Below are 16,681 nucleotides of genomic sequence, written 5' to 3'. Positions count from 1 at the left end.
CAACAAGAACTGGGTAATAAACTAAATACTAAGTCTGCTTCTCGGTCAAATACTTCCAATATCGCACAGGCATGTCTTGCCTGTGCTTGCGGGGATTCAGCCTTTCCTTGATACAGATTGCCTTGAAATAAGTTTTCCAAAGTTGCTGAAAGAGCTTTTCATCCTTATCCATAAGGCTCTCATCCAGTATTCCTGTCACAAGATGTCCTTCCCGGCTATCTTCCCCAAAAACAACGTTCCGCACCTCTTTTAAATCGTAATAATAACCATAAGCACGCTTGATGTCGTATATCAACCAACATTGGTCGGCAAAACGGTCTTTAAAATGCCCGGTTATCAAGGGAAGTACATTCTTCTCCGGTTCTACCGCCGCAAAATAAGTACCATCTGCTGCTTTCTGAAAACGGACAAACTGCAACATCCGTATCCGTTCCCAATCCACCCGCTTCCACATACGCGAAAATTCCAAAACATCAGGGTCTGCAAAGTTCGTTTCAATGGAACGGGAAGCATCTATTGCCTTGCGGATATAACGGAACAAAAGCGATGCAGTTTCCGGCTCTTCCGCCAACCAGCACTGCGTAAGACAAGACAAGGCGGATGCAGAAAGTTTTTTCTGCAAGCCACGCCAAACCCTCCCCGCTTTCTCTTCATCCGATACTACAGTAAAAGCCTCGTCATAGAACAGAGGAAGCGGCTCCCCTTCCGCCAGCAAAGCATCCGGAAAAGTACGACGGGAATAGGCTTCAAAAACAGAAGTCAGCAATCCCTCAAATGTATTATCGAATATAAACAGAGTCATTTTCTTCGTCTCCAAAATCAAGAATCAGCTGCCTGTCGTCATATTTCTGTCTGGGTTTTTGCACCAGCAAGTTACGTACTCTCTGCGGAGTCATTTCATTGACCGTACGTACTGGCAGTTCGCTGCACGTAATAAAGTACTGCGCCTTCTTCATCACCACACCGATCTTCTTCAGTTGATAGAATCCCAATTTGGAGAAACGGCGGGAAGCGACTATCAGACGAGCCGATTTCACACCGATACCCGGTACACGGAGTATCATCTCATAATCCGCCTTATTGACGTCAACGGGAAACTGTTCGGGATGCCGCAACGCCCACGACAGCTTCGGGTCTATCTCCAGATCCAAATCCGGATAAGCGTCATCCACAATCTCATCTACTTTGAACTGGTAGAAACGTAGCAGCCAGTCTGCCTGATAGAGCCGGTTCTCACGCACCAAAGGCGGCTGTTTCAAAGCCGGCAGACGCTTGTCGTACGTGTTCACCGAGATATATCCGGAATAATAGACGCGCCGCATCGTAGGACGCTGATAAAGAGCCGATGAAAGAAAAAGAATATCCTTGTCCGTCTCGGCAGTAGCACCTACAATCATCTGCGTGCTCTGTCCTGCCGGGGCAAAACGGGGTGCATAGCGGTATTTCCTGCGTTCTTCCGCACTCTCCAAAACACCTTGCTGAATATAGCGCATCGGAGCAAATACGCTTTCATGGTCTTTTTCCGGAGCAAGCAGCCTGAGGTTTTCTTCTTTGGGAATTTCCACATTGACACTCAGACGGTCGGCATACAACCCCGCCTCATTCACCAACTCACGACTGGCTCCGGGAATGCTCTTCAAATGGATATAACCGTTGAAACGATGGATAGTACGAAGGTCTTTGGCTACACGCACCAGCCGTTCCATCGTATAATCGGGATTGCGCACCACTCCGCTACTCAGAAAAAGGCCTTCAATATAATTGCGGCGGTAGAACTCCATTGTCAAGTCCACAAGTTCGCTGACGGAAAGAGTGGCACGAGGCAAATCATTACTGCGGCGGTTAATGCAATAAGCGCAATCGTATATGCAATAGTTTGTCAGCATCACCTTCAGCAACGAAATGCACCGCCCGTCTTCTGCAAAGCTGTGGCAGATGCCCCATCCGCCCACAGTATTGCCCAGCATACCTGCCTTGTTGGAACGTACAGTGCCACTGGACGAGCAAGAGACATCGTACTTTGCCGACTCTGCCAATATCTTCAACTTATTTAGTACATTTTCGTTCATACCCTGTGCCAAAAGTAATAATAAAACTTCTATTTAAAAGCAAAAGGCCAAGCAATTAATATATTAAAATCGTTGAGGAATATCATAAAAATACGACTTATTTATACAAAACAGCCATTATGCATAAAATAAAAAAGACCGCCGAACGGCAGTCTTTCACAGCATTAAATCTGCGTTTTCTCTTACTTTTTAGAATCTTCCAAAGATGCTTTGCGGAATTCTTTCATTGTCTTTTCGATTTCCAAAGAAGCCTTACGTGCACGAGTACCGGCTGCCTTGTTACCGTTTTCCAACTGAGCTTTTGCATCTTTTTCGAATGCTGCATACAATTCTGCAACTTTTTCAACTAATTCTTTCATAATCCTTTTTTAATTACTTCGTTAATAATGTCCGACAAAAATACATTCTTTCTTGAAATAAATGCAGAAAAACGATATTTTTTTTGAAATAATACGCAAAATCGGCATTTAAAAAGGCTTATACGTGTTTTTTATCTATTTTTGCAGACATGAAAACGCTTACTGATACCCAATATATACATGCTCTCATAGCCGAAGGAGAGCACCAACAACAAGATTTTAAGTTCGAAATATCTGATGCGCGAAAAATTGCCAAGACGCTTTCTGCCTTTTCAAATACGGACGGCGGACGGCTTCTCATCGGCGTAAAGGATAATGGTAAGATTGCCGGAGTGCGTTCCGATGAAGAACAATATATGATAGAGGCAGCAGCCCGGTTATACTGCCGGCCGGAAGTGAGTTACAGCACACAGACCTATCAGGTAGAAGGCCGCAGCGTATTGCTGGTGCAAATCGATGAAAGCGACCGTAAACCGGTATATGCCAAGGACGAAGCCGGCAAATATCTTGCCTATCTGCGCATCAAGGACGAGAACATACTTGCCACCCCGGTACATCTGCGTATCTGGCAACAAAGCAAAAGTCCTCAAGGAGAATTGATGGAATATACCGAACGGGAGCAGCTACTGCTTGATTTACTGGAACAAAACGACCGGTTGTCACTGAACCGTTATTGCCGTCTGGCACGTCTGTCACGCCGTGCTGCAGAGCATCTGCTTGCCAAACTCATCCGCTATGACATTGTGGAACCCGTATTCGAAGGGCATAAGTTTCACTTCAAGCTGAAATAAAGAGTTGGAGTGCTGGTAAAAAGCAAGTTATTTACTACCTTTGCGCCCATAAATCAGAAAAATTATCATCATGGGTATATTTGCCAAACTATTCAACAAGAATTCGGAAGAGGTTTCTTCCAGAAATGTGGAGGACTTCGTTTCATTGACACGCGTCTATTTCCAGTCCGTGATAGCCGCCAACCTGGGCATCACCAACATCCGTTTTGTGCCGGATGTAGCCAACTTCAAACGTTTATTCAAAATCCCCACACAAGGCGGACGTCTGGGACAAGCGGAAAAAGCGGCTTCCCGCAAGATGCTGATGCAGGATTACGGCATCAGCGAAAGCTTCTTTAAAGAGATTGACGCATCCGTAAAAAAGCACTGCCGTACACAGAACGATGTACAAGCCTATCTTTTCATGTATCAGGGATTCTCCAACGACCTGATGATGTTAATGGGCAACTTGATGCAATGGAAATTCCGTATGCCTTCCATCTTCAAAGGCGCATTACGCAGCATGACCGAAAAAACAGTACATGAGGTTTGCACCAAGACCGTGTGGAAAAAGGACGATGTGCACAAGACCGCTATGACAGTCCGCCAATACAAAGAGCGGTTAGGATACTCGGAACAATGGATGACAGAGTATGTATACAACATAGTCATGCTGGCAAAGAAAGAACCGAAAAAGAAAGGTGACGAACAAGAAAAAGCATAAGCTAAAGTTTTGACAAATAGGCAGAAAAGCGTTTGTTAGCAAAACAAAAAGAAATCTAAAATATTTCATAAGACGAAAGGCGAGGTTTTTATACCCCGCCTTTTTTTGTTATATTTATCAGACCGTTTTTCCCCTCACGGAATATTGAAAGCGCATCCTGCGCCAATCACCGATTATTAATCTCTAAAAAAGAATTGCGTATGAAACAAAAGAAAATGCTTGCACTCACTCCCTCACAACTGAAACAACTTTACCGGCACGAACTCCCCGAACTGACCGGCATCGCCGCCCGAAGCGGAGATGCACAGACTTTCAAAACATATCTGTCGGAGTATATGGCGGGACATCCCCAAGCGGAAAGTGAGGCCGGCAAGCTGATTCGACTTCTGATTGATTATAACGGACAAAAAGTACATGAGCTCTCAACGGACAAGCAACTGCCTGTTTCAACCCTCTCCTTACTCTATGATTTCCTCACCGGCAAACTGGAAGAATACCTCGAAACTGACCTTTTCATTGATTTATTCCGACAATTCAAACGTCTGCAACACCCCGAACATCCCCTACCCGGCTTCCAACGCGTAAAAGCCTGGAGTGAACGGTGGCTTTCCGGACTGGATGAGGATGTGCAACAACTCCGGGCATACAACAAAGAACGTATCCTGCATGCCCTTATACAGAAAATAGAAAACCGCAAGAATTCTGCTTCACGCTTTCATTTTGCAGAAGGCATCAGCTATGAAGAAAAATTCCGGCTCGTCAGCGAATGGTGGAACGATTTCCGCTTCCACCTTGCAATGGCAGTGAAAAGCCCTACGGAACTGAACCGTTTCCTGGGCAATTCACTTTCCGTGGAAACCATGTATTTATTGTCGCGTGCACGTAAAAAAGGCATGCCGTTCTTCGCCACCCCCTACTACCTTTCCTTATTGAACTGTACCGGAAGCGGCTATAACGACGACTCTTTACGCAGCTATATCCTCTACTCGCCCCAATTGGTGGAGACCTACGGACAAATCCGCGCCTGGGAACGCGAAGACATTGTAGAAGCCGGCAAGCCGAATGCTGCAGGCTGGTTATTGCCCGACGGTCACAATATCCACAGACGCTATCCTGAGGTGGCCATTCTTATCCCCGATACCATGGGGAGAGCCTGCGGCGGACTTTGCGCTTCCTGCCAGCGTATGTACGATTTCCAAAGCAAACGCCTCAACTTTGAATTTGAAGAACTGCATCCCAAAGAAAGCTGGGACAAGAAATTGCGCCGCCTCATGACCTATTTCGAAGAAGACACGCAATTGCGTGACATCCTCATTACCGGCGGCGATGCCCTTATGAGCCAGAACAAAACCTTGCGCAACATATTGGACGCCGTTTACCGTATGGCGGTGCGCAAGCGAAAAGCCAACCAGGAACGCCCGGAAGGTGAGAAATACGCCGAATTGCAACGCATCCGCCTCGGTTCGCGCCTGCCCGCCTATCTACCGATGCGCATCAATGACGAATTAGTGGACATATTGCGTGAATTCAAGGAAAAGGCATCCACGGTCGGCATACGTCAGTTTATCATCCAGACACATTTCCAAACCCCGCTGGAAGTTACTCCCGAAGCAGAGGAAGGCATTCGCAAACTGCTCTCGGCAGGATGGCTCATCACCAACCAGCTGGTGTATAATGTAGCCGCATCCCGCCGGGGGCACACTGCACGCCTGCGACAGGTATTAAATAAACTGGGCATAATCTGTTACTACACATTCTCGGTGAAAGGATTTGAAGAAAATAATGCCGTTTTCACTCCAAACAGCCGCTCCATACAAGAAGAGCAGGAAGAAAAAGCATTCGGAAAACTTACCAAAGAAGATGCCCATAACCTCTCCGTACTGTTGGAACGGACACACGACCCTGCCGCCTGTATCCGCCGTTTTACGAAAGCACATCGCCTGCCATTCCTCGCCACAGACCGGAATGTGCTGAACCTGCCTGCCATCGGAAAAAGCATGACTTTCAAAACGGTAGGAATCACTCCGGAAGGAAAGCGTATCCTTCGTTTCGAACACGACGGTACACGTCGCCATAGTCCTATTATAGACAGTATCGGAGCAGTATACATTGTCGAAAGCAAATCCATAGCCGCCTATCTGCGACAACTGCAAGCCATGGGAGAGGACACGGAAGACTATGCTTCTATCTGGAACTATACGGAAGGAAAAACCGAACCCCGGTTCAGCTTATACGAATATCCGGATTTCCCTTTCCGGATTACAGAAAAAATGAGTAATCTGGGGCTTGAAAGCTGCTGAAAAACTATTTTTGATTAACTTTGCCTTATCATCCGCTAATGTATAAGCAAAATCAATCTTATGGAAATAGAACAGCATCCTTTAGAACCTTTCCTTCCCGGCAATGCACGTTTGCTGATGCTGGGGAGTTTCCCGCCGCAAAGAAAACGCTGGTCCATGGAGTTTTACTATCCGAACTGGAATAATGACATGTGGCGTATTGCAGGTCTTTTATTCTTCAATGACAAAGACCATTTTGCCGATAAATCCCAAAAAGCTTTCCGCAAGGAGCGTATCATCGATTTCCTGAACGAAAAAGGAATAGCCCTGTTCGATACGGCCACTGCCGTAAGGCGATTGCAAGACAATGCATCCGATAAGTACCTCGAAGTGGTCCAGCCTACCGACATATCCGTATTATTGCACCAACTGCCACAGTGCAAAGCGATTGTCACTACGGGACAAAAAGCCACCGACACGCTCTGTGCGCTGTTCTCATTGCAAGAACCTAAAGTCGGCGATTTTACAGAATTCATTTTCGCAGACCGCCCTATGCGGCTCTACCGCATGCCCTCTTCATCAAGAGCTTATCCGCTGGCTTTAGAAAAAAAAGCGGCAGCCTATCGCATTATGTATCAGGACTTACAAATGTTATAAGCTATTTTTTTAAGAAAATAAAGCAACAAAGAACTTGCAGATTTGAAAGTTTCCATTACCTTTGCAGCCGCAAACACGGGAGTAGCTCAGTTGGTAGAGCACCGGTCTCCAAAACCGGGTGTCGGGAGTTCGAGCCTCTCCTCCCGTGCAACGATAAGACCTTGTAAATTTTAAAAATTACAAGGTCTTATTTTATTTCTATCAGCTTGTGCGTCTGCAAGCTCAGCCGCCATTTCGGATGCTGCATCACGCAAGCCACAGTTTCCGCAGTATTGCTGCAAGAACAGGGTTGCAGGAAAAAGTGTCCGGCAGGAAGCGATTCATATACGGCAATATCCTGTCCTTCGTACACTACCTTCACCTCATCCATACGGGAAATGCACAATTTTGCACCTTGCTTGGGCGAGCAAGTCACCCAGTCTATATTATCCGGCAAGGAATGCGTACCGTTCGTTTCGATACAGACATACTTCCCCATCCGGTGCAGGCAGTCCACAAATTCACGGTCAATCCAGAGCGAAGGCTCTCCACCCGTCAGTATCACCGTCACCGCAGGATATTTTCCCACTTCCGCCAAGATTTCCTCATCGGACATTAACACACCCTCTTCATGCTGTGTATCGCAAAAAGAACATTTCAGGTTGCAACCGGAAAAACGTACAAAAACAGCCGGAGTACCCGTATGAAAGCCCTCTCCTTGCAAGCTGTAAAATATTTCGTTAATCTTCCTCATAAGCGCTCCTGTCAATCCTCCTCATAGATGGCTATATTCGACTCGGATTCCTGCACTTCCACTTTAAAGCAGGCAGGTATCTGGTTGCATATCCAGCGTGCCATATTCTCGGCTGTCGGATTAAAGGGAAGGACTTCATTGATGTTCCGGTGATCCAGTTTTTCTTTCACCGCCTGTTTGATGTGGCTGAAATCAACCACCATCCCGTCGGCATTCAGTTCTTTGGCACGGCAATAGACTGTGATTATCCAATTGTGACCATGCAGATTCTCACATTTACTCTGATAAGAAAGATTCAGACTGTGTGCAGCCGAAACCTCCATTCGTTTAATGACTGTGTACATACTGTTAATACACTGGTTAAAATATCATTTTATAAAACCGTGCATCTAATGTCACCTCGATGCGGCAACAAAAGTACAAAAAACTTGGAATTTACACACGAGATTGACGCTTATTCATACATACAGTGAGCACTACGACACTGCGCGGCTGCCTGATGTCCACAAAGACTCCGGTTGCAGACAGAAAACATATTTCCCTGTACATATGAACAATAAACAATCCCAAACAATTTTATTATTCATCTTTTTATGTATTTTTGCGACATGAAAGTCCTTTATATTCTGTTCGGTACACTTTCTCTGGCACTCGGCATCATCGGCATTTTCCTGCCGTTACTGCCTACTACTCCGTTTCTGCTGCTCACAGCCGCCCTTTATGTACGCAGTTCCCCCCGCCTTTACAACCGGCTGCTGCACCATAAATACCTGGGAAGCTACATCCGTAACTTCCGTGAAAATAAAGCCATCCCGCTAAGAGCCAAAATCATCTCGGTCTCGCTGATATGGATAACTATCCTCAACTGCATCTTTTTCATAGTCCCCTACTGGTGGCTAAAGGCAGTGCTGTTGCTGATTGCAGCAGGAACAAGCTACCACATCCTCTCTTTCAAAACACTGAAATAGATTCGAAAAACGCTCCCAGTCCTTTACGGGCATCCGCCAGTTTATCTTCCCAATGCTTCACCGAATTCTGCCCGATAATGTCCGTCACATACTTCACGGCGACGAACGGCGTGTTCTTGGTACGGCACACCCATGCCTGAGCATAAGCCTCCATATCCACCACATCGCCCTTTACATCCGACAGTTCCGTCAGGAAAGTATCACCCGTATTGCACACTCCTTCTCGCTGCCAATGCAGGCAATATCCTTTTTGCGCCAACAGCGCCGCCGAGTCTATCTCGCATTCCATATCAAACCCTTTCAGCCGCTGCATATCACGGTCTACAAAATGACGGCATACAAAAATATCCCCCACCTGATGGCGGATAGTTCCTGCCGTACCCACATTGACAACCAAATCGGGCTGCGCACGATTAATCGCTTCCGTAAGGTAAAAAGCAGATTTCACCTTTCCTATTCCGGTGCGAAGATAACCCACCTGCACTTCTTCCTCCCCTATCAAACCGGGGAATTTCAATTCCGTAAATTCGCCTTGAACGGCATAAGTCACCAAAATTTTCATATTTTCTTATTTTTATTCCGGAGTCTGTTTAAATTCTGTCCGAAACATTTCTCGAAGAGAATTTAAACAGACTCTTAACTAACAGGTTCACATCCCTACTTCATTATATACGATTTCAACGCCTCCACATATTCCTCAAAAGCATCTATTCCCTGCGGGGTAATCTTGCAAAGCGTGCAGGGCATCTTCCCCTTAAAAGTCTTGGTCACAATTATATACCCCGCTTTGGCAAGTTTATCCAGTTGCACACTGAGGTTGCCGGCCGTTGCACCAGTCTGCTGGCGGATATATACAAAATCCGCTTCTTCAACACTGATGAGCAACGAGATTACGGCAAGCCTCAGTTCACTGTGAAGCAAAGGGTTTAATTCCTTAAACATATCACTTACTCTTATTTTTGTTTTCCCTCTTCGCTTTATAGTTCAAAATATGTCCCGGTATTATCATTGCGAGTATGACCACCAGAACAAACTCCGGCAATATCTGCAAAAAAGAGGACTTATCCCAAACCTCAAACAACATTCTCAAGCCCAACAGAACGCCCATGCTCGACAAGCCCGAAAACCGGGTATAACGAATGAGGACTCCCGTAAAGATACTGCCCAACGAAAGCAATATGGCACACAAAGGCAATATTACTTCGAAAGCATGGAAGTATGCGGCCATCAACGCAACCGCCAGACAGACGATTCCCATAAACTGCCACAGCTCATTCAATACTTTATCTATATACAAGCTCACCGGCTTGTCCTTTCTCCGCATAAAAATATAACTCAGCAGATAGCCCACAACGGGAATTCCCCAAAAGCCCCACATCCATGCAGAATTTTGTGTCAGACCGACCCCTGCCCAAACAACCAGAGTCAGCAACACACAAACATACCCCCACAATAAAAACATATTTCCACTACCGGCATCCAGATTCCGACGTGTGTTCCGAATCATTTGAGTGATAAGCTCCAAGCTTTCTTTCTCATTCAATTTCCTATCTTCCATAGTCTTATCCAGTTTTTTATTATACATTATTACAACTCCGGGTTCGAACTCCGATACAAAGATAACAAGTTTATTTTATAAACCAAATTATATAATAAATTATTTTATATACATTTCAACAACCATATACACAAACTTATCCCAAATGATAGAAGAAGCAATTACCCGTACAACTACGGACTAATGCCAACCCTGCCAAAATCTAATCGTCCGACAGTTGTTTACTTCTCGTCCGACAGCCGTTTCTCTTTCGTCCAACAACTGTCGGACGAAAGAGAAACGGCTGTCGGACGAGAAAATTTCAGCATGAAATAAATTAATAACAGTCCTGTTTTCCCCTTATTTTAACGCATACAGAACATTTTTCCTTGAAAAGCTTTTGTAATCTCCAAGTTAATTGTATTTTTGTGTACAATTTTGGTGTAGTAATGACAGACGAAGAAAAGAAGCTAGTAAGTACTTTTGAAGCCAGACTGCGGCATTTAATCTATCTGCATGATGAATTAAAACGCGAAAATGCTGAACTTAAGCAACTTCTACAAGCTAAAGAAGAAGAATGCGGGAAAGTACGTGCCGATTACAAAGAGCTGGAAAACAACTACACGAACCTAAAAACAGCTACGACAATCAGCCTTAACGGCAGTGACGTAAAAGAGACGAAACTGCGATTGTCCAAATTAGTGCGTGAAGTCGATAAATGCATCGCTTTGTTGAATGAATAAAAGAAAGAGGATGTATGAACGATAAGATAAAGATAAACCTGCAAATGGCAGGAGCAGCCTATCCCCTCACCATCAACCGCGAGGACGAGGAGATAGTAAGGGAAGCTGCCAAGCAGGTAAATATCCGGATTAATGCGTATCGGGAGCATTATCAGAACATCTCTTCAGAGAGGATTATAGCTATGGTGGCTTATCAATTTGCTTTGGAGACCCTTCAGTTGAAAGACCGTAATGATACTGAGCCCTATACAGCCAAGATAAAGGAACTGACGGAAGTATTGGAAGCTTATTTCAGGGAAGAGTAAGAAAACGATTTTCTGTCCGTTTTTTATGAAAGAAATAACGTCGCGCACTGTACAAAAGTTTTGTCCTGCAACGGATGGGCTTTTATGCAGTGTTTTTTATTTATATACTTTAAAAAACAAATTAATAAAATGACAGTAGTTACAATAGTAGTATCCATTGCCTGTTTCATCGTTGGCGGATTTGCTTCGTACATGTTCTTCAAGCATGGATTGAAGTCCAAATACGACAGCATCCTCAAAGAAGCCGAGACCGAAGCAGAAGTGATTAAAAAGAACAAGTTGCTGGAAGTAAAGGAAAAATTCCTGAACAAGAAAGCCGATTTGGAGAAAGAAGTATCGCTCCGTAACCAAAAGATACAGCAAGCGGAAAACAAGTTGAAACAACGCGAACTGGTGCTGAACCAACGCCAGGAGGAAATCCAACGCAAAAAACTGGAAGCAGAAGCGGTAAAAGAGAACCTGGAAGCCCAATTGGCCATCGTTGACAAGAAGAAAGAGGAACTGGAACACATGCAACGCCAGGAAATCGAGAAACTGGAAGCCATCTCAGGACTTTCTGCCGAAGAGGCCAAAGAGCGTATGGTAGAATCCTTGAAGGAAGAAGCCAAGACACAGGCGCAATCCTATATCAATGATATTATGGATGATGCCAAACTGACAGCAAGTAAAGAAGCCAAACGTATCGTCATACAGTCTATCCAGCGTGTGGCAACAGAAACCGCCATTGAAAATTCCGTTACTGTATTCCACATCGAATCGGACGAAATCAAAGGACGTATCATCGGTCGTGAAGGACGCAATATCCGTGCGCTGGAAGCAGCTACCGGTGTGGAAATCGTTGTGGATGACACTCCGGAAGCTATCGTATTATCAGCTTTCGACCCTGTTCGCCGCGAAATTGCCCGTCTGGCGCTGCACCAGCTGGTAACAGACGGACGTATTCACCCGGCACGTATCGAGGAAGTAGTAGCCAAAGTACGCAAGCAAGTGGAAGAAGAAATCATCGAAACCGGTAAACGCACCACCATAGACCTGGGTATCCATGGCCTGCATCCCGAACTTATCCGTATCATCGGTAAGATGAAATACCGTTCTTCCTACGGTCAGAACCTGTTGCAACATGCCCGCGAAACAGCCAATCTCTGTGCTGTGATGGCATCCGAACTTGGTTTGAATCCCAAGAAGGCAAAACGTGCCGGATTGCTGCACGACATCGGTAAAGTGCCCGATGAAGAACCGGAATTGCCGCACGCACTCTACGGTATGAAACTGGCGGAGAAATTCAAGGAAAAACCGGATATCTGCAATGCCATCGGCGCTCACCATGACGAAGTGGAGATGACCAGCCTGCTGGCTCCCATCGTACAAGTATGCGATGCCATCTCCGGAGCACGTCCGGGAGCACGCCGCGAAATCGTAGAGGCTTACATTAAACGCTTGAACGACCTCGAACAACTGGCTATGTCCTATCCGGGCGTAACGAAGACATATGCTATCCAGGCAGGACGCGAGTTACGCGTAATCGTCGGTGCAGACAAGATTGACGATAAGGCAACGGAAAACCTTTCCAGCGAAATAGCCAAGAAGATACAGGATGAAATGACCTATCCCGGACAGGTAAAGATTACTGTTATCCGCGAAACGCGTGCAGTAAGTTACGCTAAGTAAACAAGAGAATCAAAACCATAAGAGGAGCGTTGGTATCGGACCTTCGCTCCTTTTTTTATTTTATATTGTTCCGGAGTTTGCGGAGTTTTCTTATTTTTGCCGGTATAATGCAAAAACCAAAGCCATGAAGGAGTATTTATTTGAAGTCTGCGCAAACTCCGTAGAGAGTTGCATCGCCGCCCAAGCCGGCGGAGCCAATCGGGTAGAATTGTGCGCCGGGATACCCGAAGGGGGAACAACCCCTTCCTACGGTGATATTGTCATAGCGAGAGAAGTCTTGCAAAACACCAGGTTGCACGTCATTATCCGCCCCCGCAGCGGTGATTTCCTGTATTCCCCTATCGAGCAACGTATCATGCTAAAGGACATAGACAATGCCCGCCGTTTAGGGGCAGACGGTATTGTTTTAGGCTGTCTGACGGCAGATGGAGAAGTGGATATTCCTCTAATGAAGCAGTTTATGGAAGCTGCCCAAGACATATCGGTAACTTTCCACCGGGCTTTCGATGTTTGCCGCAATCCGCAAAAGGCATTGGAAGATATTATCAGCCTCGGATGTGACCGTATCCTGACTTCCGGTCAGCAACCCACCGCCGAAGCGGGCATTCCTCTATTGAAAGAACTCCAGTTGCAAGCAGCAGGACGCATTACCTTACTCGCCGGTTGCGGAGTAAATGAGAGCAACATCGCACGCATTGCCCGTGAAACGGGTATCCACGAATTTCATTTCTCTGCAAGGGAAACCGTAGCAAGCCGTATGCAATACCGCAAAGAACGGGTACCGATGGGGGCAACCGTACAAATCAATGAATTTGAACGGAATGTGACAACCCAAGAAAGAGTAAAAGCCACAATCGCCCAAATAACCGAATGAGATAGTACCAGAATCCGGATAGAATATGTGTCAAAACTAAAATCCGCTTACTATTTGTTTCTTTTTTAGGCACGGATTACGCGGAAAACACGGATTTCACAGAAAAAGAATAAAGAAAATCTGTGAAATCCGTGTTTTCCGCGTAATCCGTGCCTAAAAGAAATCGTCAAGTGTATTTTGACATCTCCTATCCGGATTTGATATAACCCACGTTACAGTCCTTCCACCGTTTTCATCAACTGTTCTCCCAAGCCTATCGTATAGCCTTGCGAAACAAACACCACCCGGTTGAATGTATCAGCAATGATAAATACCGGCAGAGTTTCCTTATGTCTTAATTTCATGGCTTCTGCAATCTGCGCTGCAATACCGCTTGTATCTATACCGTAGATAATGGTAGACGGCAAGCCCGGAAATTCATCCGGACGGAATTTCTTATATTGAGCCTCATTCGGGAAAAGCAGTACCATCTTGCGTCCCCACTTCTCCAAACCGGCCTTGAAAGCAGCAATGTCACGCAGCGCATGATTGGTAGGTTCCTGATTGACTCCCAAGATTCCAACGACAAAATATCCCCGGCCACAGGCCTCCAACAGGCTTTGCTCAGAATTCTCCGCCTGAAGCGGGGTAAAGAGAGATTCCGAATTGAAGCTGCCTATCACCTGCACCTCATCCTTACTCTCGCGCATCACCAACTCAAGCCGGGTGGTCTGTCCGGGATTGATACTGAATTCCGTGAGGCGGGAAAGCACACCTCCGCTTGCCAGACGGGTTCCGGTTACCAGGAGGTAATCGCCGGCATCCAGCACCGTACCTTTCTTCAACAGGCTGCTCCAGGTAGTGCCGCTGCCCATATCGAGATCGCCCTCATCGTAAGACAGCAATTGCAACCTACCTTGCGGAGTCACTTTCGAAAGGGTGAAATGAGAGTAATATTTAGGATTGTCCAAAGACTTGACAGGCGAATATTCAGCAACCAGCCGGCCTTTCTGCGGAACAAGTTCCTCCATAAATACAGTATCCTTACAGTCCAAGTCCACATCCAGCGCACCCTCTTCTTTCATCAGTTGCACCTTGCCCGTCACCTCGTCTATACGTGCAGGTATGCCCATGCTGCGCGCCATGGATACAAAGAAAATATCGCGGCTGTGTGCATCTGCCAACCGTGTCCTCCACACACCTTCGGGAGATATGGGGTCACCTCCCAAATTGCAATGCTTATCCACGCGGATGTTCCCTGCTACCCACTCCACCAGCTTCATCGGTTGCGCTACATAAGCCTCCGCATCTTCCTTTGAAACCACTTTCCTGAAGAAAGCCTTGTACGGAGTCAGCATTTCATTACTTACGCGCGGATTGCGTACATACTTGCGGAAATACTCCGCACCGGTGCGCACATTGGACAACATATGGTCTATCAGTACTTCCAGCCTGACATCCCGAAGGTCTTTTGCCGAAATCCGTTGCAACAGGTCGATACCGCCCTTCTTCGACTTTTCGGAACGAAGGCGGGTCATGAAATCGCAGATAACCTTGTGGTTGCCGCGGGAAGCGACCAATATTCCGGCAACCGCATCCTCATCCAACTTGTACCGGCGGGCAAAAGCACGCGCCGCATCCTCCGTCATAAACGTTGCCGTATAGGCATTGCGGATAGAATCTTCCTGCGCCAGCCTTCTGTCGTTCTCCGCACGCTGTTCCGGGGTTACCTCAGGCAGATTGGCTGTTTCCGACGGCGGTACGATATCCATATCTATGGCAAATGCGTCACCTTCCTTTTTATCAAGTTTCACCGTCAGTTCCGACTGTTTGCCGAAAGAAAGTCTGGCAAAGCCGAAATGTCCGTCTTTCGATGCCCACACCAACATATCCCCTTTACCGGCCGTCAGCCCGCAAATGCCGCTGGTAGAGGTGTATTTGGTGGCTACCGTATAAAATTCCGCATAATTGTATAGCTTGAATTCCACACAAGCACTGTCCACAGGAACACCGCCGGCATCCACTACGGTTACGGAAGCCTTTGCAGTAGGTGCGTAGTTGCCAATCACATTGATTTCAGTATAGGTAGGGGTAACGGACATTACCTCTTCCGCTCCCTCATAGCGTCCGAATACTTTTGTATGCATCAGCATTCCCCGGCTTGCGGGCGCGTTGAACCAACCGAGATTAAGTACCGGTTCGGGTTCGCAAGCTCCCAGAAAATACCATTTTCCGTCTGCCCATGCCTCTACCCACGCATGGTTGTCATCGGTATGCGCCCAACGGGGAGTATATACCTGTCGCGCCGGAATGCCCACCGAACGGAGAGCGGCAACCAGAAATGTGGATTCCTCGCCACAACGGCCGTAAGCGGTACGCACCGTTGCCAGCGGTGAACTTGTACGGGCATCGGAAGGTGTATAAATGGCTTTTTCATGACACCAGTGGTTCACCTCCAGAATGGCATCCTGCAGGGAAAGCGTTTTTACCCGGTCCTTCAATTCCTTGTAGAATACGACACGCGCGCTGTCCAAATGCTCATTGTTCACCCGCACCGGAAGAACAAAATGCCGGAATATATCTTCGGGAATACGCTTTCCCCACGGCATTTCATCGGCAGCCTGCCGGGAAGCGCGCACATTCATCAGATGAAACTCCCCTGAATAATCCGCAATATCCGCCAAAGGCATATACGCATAAAGAAATTCCAGCGCCTCACGCTCATAATCACTGAGAGAGGTATCGAATATGGCAAATAAGTCTCCTTGCGGCATCAAAGCTTTTTTCTGTTGGAAGTCTCGCTCCACACGCGAACGGTAAGAAGCATCCGTCATGAAATGAGAGTCACCGCAAGCGGCCAGCAGACATAACAGACAGATTATTCCGGAAAGTAAAGTAGTGTGTCTCATGATATACGTAGTTATTAAGGTTGTATGACACAAATTTAGATATAAATCACGATTTATATGCCAGTGGGATATGAAAAAATCAAGACCACCCCTATCTTTATGGCGTG

The 16,681-nt window shown here is 46.4% G+C and carries 18 protein-coding genes and 1 tRNA gene; 10 read left to right on the top strand and 9 right to left on the bottom strand.

The window, feature by feature from the left end; genetic code table 11:
- Positions 1 to 28: 28 nt before the first annotated feature.
- The 3 genes from AB5903_RS16275 to AB5903_RS16265 all read right to left on the bottom strand — a co-directional run bounded on the left by AB5903_RS16275 (position 29) and on the right by AB5903_RS16265 (position 2,428).
- Positions 29 to 802, bottom strand: a complete 774-nt coding sequence (locus AB5903_RS16275) for a TIGR03915 family putative DNA repair protein (RefSeq protein ID WP_060385860.1) — start codon at positions 800 to 802, stop codon at positions 29 to 31.
- Positions 780 to 2,069: a putative DNA modification/repair radical SAM protein gene (locus AB5903_RS16270; RefSeq protein WP_118154848.1), complete on the bottom strand. Its 1,290-nt coding sequence runs from the start codon at positions 2,067 to 2,069 to the stop codon at positions 780 to 782. Before AB5903_RS16270 ends, AB5903_RS16275 begins: the two co-directional genes overlap by 23 nt.
- A 182-nt stretch (positions 2,070 to 2,251) precedes the next feature.
- A complete protein-coding gene (locus tag AB5903_RS16265; protein ID WP_005654596.1) occupies positions 2,252 to 2,428 on the bottom strand; it encodes a histone H1 in 177 nt (58 codons plus the stop codon).
- 149 nt (positions 2,429 to 2,577) lie between these two features.
- Between AB5903_RS16265 and AB5903_RS16260 the strand changes: the two genes are divergently transcribed.
- The 5 genes from AB5903_RS16260 (at position 2,578) to AB5903_RS16240 (ending at position 7,006) form a co-directional block, all read left to right on the top strand.
- The gene (locus AB5903_RS16260) at positions 2,578 to 3,219 is read left to right on the top strand and encodes a helix-turn-helix domain-containing protein (protein WP_117904314.1); all 642 of its coding nucleotides are present in this window, start codon (positions 2,578 to 2,580) and stop codon (positions 3,217 to 3,219) included.
- 70 nt (positions 3,220 to 3,289) lie between these two features.
- Positions 3,290 to 3,922, top strand: coding sequence for a hypothetical protein (locus AB5903_RS16255; protein WP_005654593.1), 633 nt, complete (start codon positions 3,290 to 3,292; stop codon positions 3,920 to 3,922).
- Positions 3,923 to 4,122: 200 nt separating this feature from the next.
- A complete protein-coding gene (locus tag AB5903_RS16250) occupies positions 4,123 to 6,222 on the top strand; it encodes a KamA family radical SAM protein (RefSeq protein ID WP_368118032.1) in 2,100 nt (699 codons plus the stop codon).
- 60 nt (positions 6,223 to 6,282) lie between these two features.
- Positions 6,283 to 6,858 carry a uracil-DNA glycosylase family protein gene (locus tag AB5903_RS16245; RefSeq protein WP_016662529.1) on the top strand — a complete coding sequence of 192 codons (576 nt, stop codon included), beginning with the start codon at positions 6,283 to 6,285 and terminating at the stop codon, positions 6,856 to 6,858.
- A gap of 75 nt (positions 6,859 to 6,933) precedes the next feature.
- A tRNA-Trp gene (locus tag AB5903_RS16240) sits at positions 6,934 to 7,006 on the top strand.
- Between the two features lie 39 nt (positions 7,007 to 7,045).
- Here AB5903_RS16240 and AB5903_RS16235 read toward each other — a convergent pair.
- Together AB5903_RS16235 and queD are read right to left on the bottom strand one after the other, a co-directional pair.
- Entirely contained in the window at positions 7,046 to 7,591 is a 546-nt protein-coding gene (locus AB5903_RS16235) for a radical SAM protein (protein WP_016662541.1), read from the bottom strand.
- Positions 7,592 to 7,602: 11 nt separating this feature from the next.
- Positions 7,603 to 7,935 (bottom strand): 6-carboxytetrahydropterin synthase QueD, encoded by a 333-nt coding sequence (gene queD / locus AB5903_RS16230; RefSeq protein WP_368118031.1) that lies wholly within the window; start codon positions 7,933 to 7,935, stop codon positions 7,603 to 7,605.
- 264 nt (positions 7,936 to 8,199) lie between these two features.
- Here queD and AB5903_RS16225 point away from each other — a divergent pair, with 264 nt between their 5' ends.
- Entirely contained in the window at positions 8,200 to 8,559 is a 360-nt protein-coding gene (locus AB5903_RS16225) for a YbaN family protein (protein ID WP_034536165.1), read from the top strand.
- Here AB5903_RS16225 and AB5903_RS16220 read toward each other — a convergent pair.
- From AB5903_RS16220 to AB5903_RS16210, 3 genes are all read right to left on the bottom strand, one after another.
- Positions 8,543 to 9,121, bottom strand: coding sequence for a nucleosidase (locus AB5903_RS16220; protein WP_368118030.1), 579 nt, complete (start codon positions 9,119 to 9,121; stop codon positions 8,543 to 8,545). The genes AB5903_RS16225 and AB5903_RS16220 overlap by 17 nt on opposite strands.
- 95 nt (positions 9,122 to 9,216) lie before the next feature.
- Positions 9,217 to 9,501, bottom strand: coding sequence for a winged helix-turn-helix domain-containing protein (locus AB5903_RS16215; RefSeq protein ID WP_368118029.1), 285 nt, complete (start codon positions 9,499 to 9,501; stop codon positions 9,217 to 9,219).
- Between the two features lies 1 nt (position 9,502).
- Complete coding sequence (locus tag AB5903_RS16210; protein ID WP_368118028.1) at positions 9,503 to 10,117, bottom strand: hypothetical protein; 615 nt, start codon at positions 10,115 to 10,117, stop codon at positions 9,503 to 9,505.
- Between the two features lie 428 nt (positions 10,118 to 10,545).
- Between AB5903_RS16210 and AB5903_RS16205 the strand changes: the two genes are divergently transcribed.
- The 4 genes from AB5903_RS16205 (at position 10,546) to AB5903_RS16190 (ending at position 13,686) form a co-directional block, all read left to right on the top strand.
- A complete protein-coding gene (locus tag AB5903_RS16205) occupies positions 10,546 to 10,839 on the top strand; it encodes a hypothetical protein (RefSeq protein WP_368118027.1) in 294 nt (97 codons plus the stop codon).
- 14 nt (positions 10,840 to 10,853) lie between these two features.
- Positions 10,854 to 11,144, top strand: a complete 291-nt coding sequence (locus AB5903_RS16200) for a cell division protein ZapA (protein WP_005654571.1) — start codon at positions 10,854 to 10,856, stop codon at positions 11,142 to 11,144.
- Between the two features lie 129 nt (positions 11,145 to 11,273).
- Positions 11,274 to 12,812, top strand: a complete 1,539-nt coding sequence (rny, locus tag AB5903_RS16195) for a ribonuclease Y (protein WP_368118026.1) — start codon at positions 11,274 to 11,276, stop codon at positions 12,810 to 12,812.
- Between the two features lie 124 nt (positions 12,813 to 12,936).
- Positions 12,937 to 13,686 (top strand): copper homeostasis protein CutC, encoded by a 750-nt coding sequence (locus tag AB5903_RS16190; RefSeq protein ID WP_005654565.1) that lies wholly within the window; start codon positions 12,937 to 12,939, stop codon positions 13,684 to 13,686.
- Positions 13,687 to 13,898: 212 nt separating this feature from the next.
- Here the strand turns inward: AB5903_RS16190 and AB5903_RS16185 are convergent, their stop codons facing one another.
- Positions 13,899 to 16,574: a transglutaminase domain-containing protein gene (locus tag AB5903_RS16185; protein WP_368118025.1), complete on the bottom strand. Its 2,676-nt coding sequence runs from the start codon at positions 16,572 to 16,574 to the stop codon at positions 13,899 to 13,901.
- Between the last annotated feature and the right edge of the window lie 107 nt (positions 16,575 to 16,681).

The sequence above is a fragment of the Bacteroides sp. 2201st1_D9_2201SCRN_220225 genome (assembly GCF_040928965.1).
Lineage (GTDB): Bacteria > Bacteroidota > Bacteroidia > Bacteroidales > Bacteroidaceae > Bacteroides > Bacteroides stercoris.
The sequence above is the reverse complement of the archived record's forward strand: the minus strand, read 5'-3'. Positions and strand labels throughout refer to the sequence as shown.

Coding starts and splice junctions, on each gene's coding strand:
- AB5903_RS16200 (WP_005654571.1), top strand. CDS start 10,854: ATGAACGATAAGATAAAGATAAACCTGCAAATGGCAGGAGCAGCCTAT.
- AB5903_RS16265 (WP_005654596.1), bottom strand. CDS start 2,428: ATGAAAGAATTAGTTGAAAAAGTTGCAGAATTGTATGCAGCATTCGAA.
- AB5903_RS16225 (WP_034536165.1), top strand. CDS start 8,200: ATGAAAGTCCTTTATATTCTGTTCGGTACACTTTCTCTGGCACTCGGC.
- AB5903_RS16275 (WP_060385860.1), bottom strand. CDS start 802: ATGACTCTGTTTATATTCGATAATACATTTGAGGGATTGCTGACTTCT.
- AB5903_RS16190 (WP_005654565.1), top strand. CDS start 12,937: ATGAAGGAGTATTTATTTGAAGTCTGCGCAAACTCCGTAGAGAGTTGC.
- rny (WP_368118026.1), top strand. CDS start 11,274: ATGACAGTAGTTACAATAGTAGTATCCATTGCCTGTTTCATCGTTGGC.
- AB5903_RS16220 (WP_368118030.1), bottom strand. CDS start 9,121: ATGAAAATTTTGGTGACTTATGCCGTTCAAGGCGAATTTACGGAATTG.
- AB5903_RS16210 (WP_368118028.1), bottom strand. CDS start 10,117: ATGGAAGATAGGAAATTGAATGAGAAAGAAAGCTTGGAGCTTATCACT.
- queD (WP_368118031.1), bottom strand. CDS start 7,935: ATGTACACAGTCATTAAACGAATGGAGGTTTCGGCTGCACACAGTCTG.
- AB5903_RS16185 (WP_368118025.1), bottom strand. CDS start 16,574: ATGAGACACACTACTTTACTTTCCGGAATAATCTGTCTGTTATGTCTG.
- AB5903_RS16260 (WP_117904314.1), top strand. CDS start 2,578: ATGAAAACGCTTACTGATACCCAATATATACATGCTCTCATAGCCGAA.
- AB5903_RS16270 (WP_118154848.1), bottom strand. CDS start 2,069: ATGAACGAAAATGTACTAAATAAGTTGAAGATATTGGCAGAGTCGGCA.
- AB5903_RS16250 (WP_368118032.1), top strand. CDS start 4,123: ATGAAACAAAAGAAAATGCTTGCACTCACTCCCTCACAACTGAAACAA.
- AB5903_RS16215 (WP_368118029.1), bottom strand. CDS start 9,501: ATGTTTAAGGAATTAAACCCTTTGCTTCACAGTGAACTGAGGCTTGCC.
- AB5903_RS16245 (WP_016662529.1), top strand. CDS start 6,283: ATGGAAATAGAACAGCATCCTTTAGAACCTTTCCTTCCCGGCAATGCA.
- AB5903_RS16205 (WP_368118027.1), top strand. CDS start 10,546: ATGACAGACGAAGAAAAGAAGCTAGTAAGTACTTTTGAAGCCAGACTG.
- AB5903_RS16255 (WP_005654593.1), top strand. CDS start 3,290: ATGGGTATATTTGCCAAACTATTCAACAAGAATTCGGAAGAGGTTTCT.
- AB5903_RS16235 (WP_016662541.1), bottom strand. CDS start 7,591: ATGAGGAAGATTAACGAAATATTTTACAGCTTGCAAGGAGAGGGCTTT.